Here is a 1286-nt window from a genome sequence, read left to right as displayed (position 1 = left end):
TGGTCTGGCCCCATTTGGTGAGACAAAGAAAAAACACCTAGATAACATGTTTCCTATAAGCTATAGGTGACATATTATCTAATTTTCTCTGAATCCGTTCATTATTATAGTAGTGGATGTATTCATCCACAGTTTGTATTATACTAGCATTATTCGATTGTTTTATATTTTGCGCATAGAATCCTTCGGATTTCAAATGAGAATGAAAGGATTCTATGAGGGCATTATCATGGCAGTTTCCTGTACGAGACATGCTTGTGATAATGCCTTTTTCTTTGGCATATGTTTGAAATTGTTTTGATGTATACACTTTTCCTTGATCCGAATGTAAAATCGTATCAATCACATTTCGCTTTTTTAAAGCCTCTTTTAGAGTATCTAATACAAGAGAAACATCCTGTGTCTCAGCTATTTTATAACTTACAATTTCATTGTTAAACCCATCTATAATAGATGAAAAATAAAGAGTCTTATTGCCGAACATCAAATATGTGATATCAGTGAACCATTTTTCATTAGGCTTGGTAGCTTTAAATCTCCGTTGTATTCTATTTTTAGCTACCACTGGTTCATGACCGAGTACAAATATCTTTTTCTTTTTTCTAACCCGAGATAATACGTTGTATTTTCTCATGATACGTAATACTTTTTTATGATTCATTACGATGTTAAATTGATCACGTAGACAAGCTGTAACCCGACGATATCCATACCGATATTTATGATGTTGACATATTTCTATTACGGTTTTTTCTTCATGGTTAGTTACTGTTTTCTCCTGCTTTTTCCAACGATAATAAGTAGCACGTGAAATATTAAATATGGAACACAGTTCTGCAATTGTAAAAATTGATTGCCATTCCTTTATCATTTTCATTATTTCTTCTTTTCCTCCCACCTCCTTAAGATTTCTTGGCACTTTTCCAGCAATATAATCTTTGCCTTTAAATAACGTATTTCTAATTCTTTTTGTTCAAGTTCTGTTAACCTTTTTAAGCCTTTTCCATGTGCAGATTGTCTTCCAATAGATTGTTCAAACCGATAGGTTTCGCCTTCACGATACCATTTCATCCAAGTTTTAATTTGAGCCACATGTCTAATTCCTAAGGCATCCATAATTTCTTTATTTTTGAATCCTTGGTGTTTCATTTCAACTACTTTCCACTTTATTTCGGCGGGATAATGCACCTTTTTCCCCATACGAAAAACACCTCCATTAAAATCATAACTGATACTTACGATTTAGAGAGGTGTTTTTTATCGTCTCATTCTCAGGGTTCACTCCA

At 33.2% G+C, this 1286-nt stretch carries 1 protein-coding gene; it reads right to left on the bottom strand.

From position 1 onward, the window contains the following. Positions 1-37: 37 nt before the first annotated feature. A protein-coding gene (locus JDS81_RS29755; RefSeq protein ID WP_087951311.1) for an IS3 family transposase occupies positions 38-1200 on the bottom strand; the annotation gives its coding sequence in 2 pieces (ribosomal slippage) (positions 38-933 and positions 933-1200; 1164 coding nt in all). Positions 1201-1286 lie beyond the last annotated feature (86 nt).

The organism is Bacillus cereus group sp. N31 (assembly GCF_016483245.1).
In the GTDB taxonomy this organism is placed as follows: Bacteria; Bacillota; Bacilli; order Bacillales; family Bacillaceae_G; genus Bacillus_A; species Bacillus_A toyonensis.
This window is presented reverse-complemented; position numbering and strand designations above follow the sequence as displayed.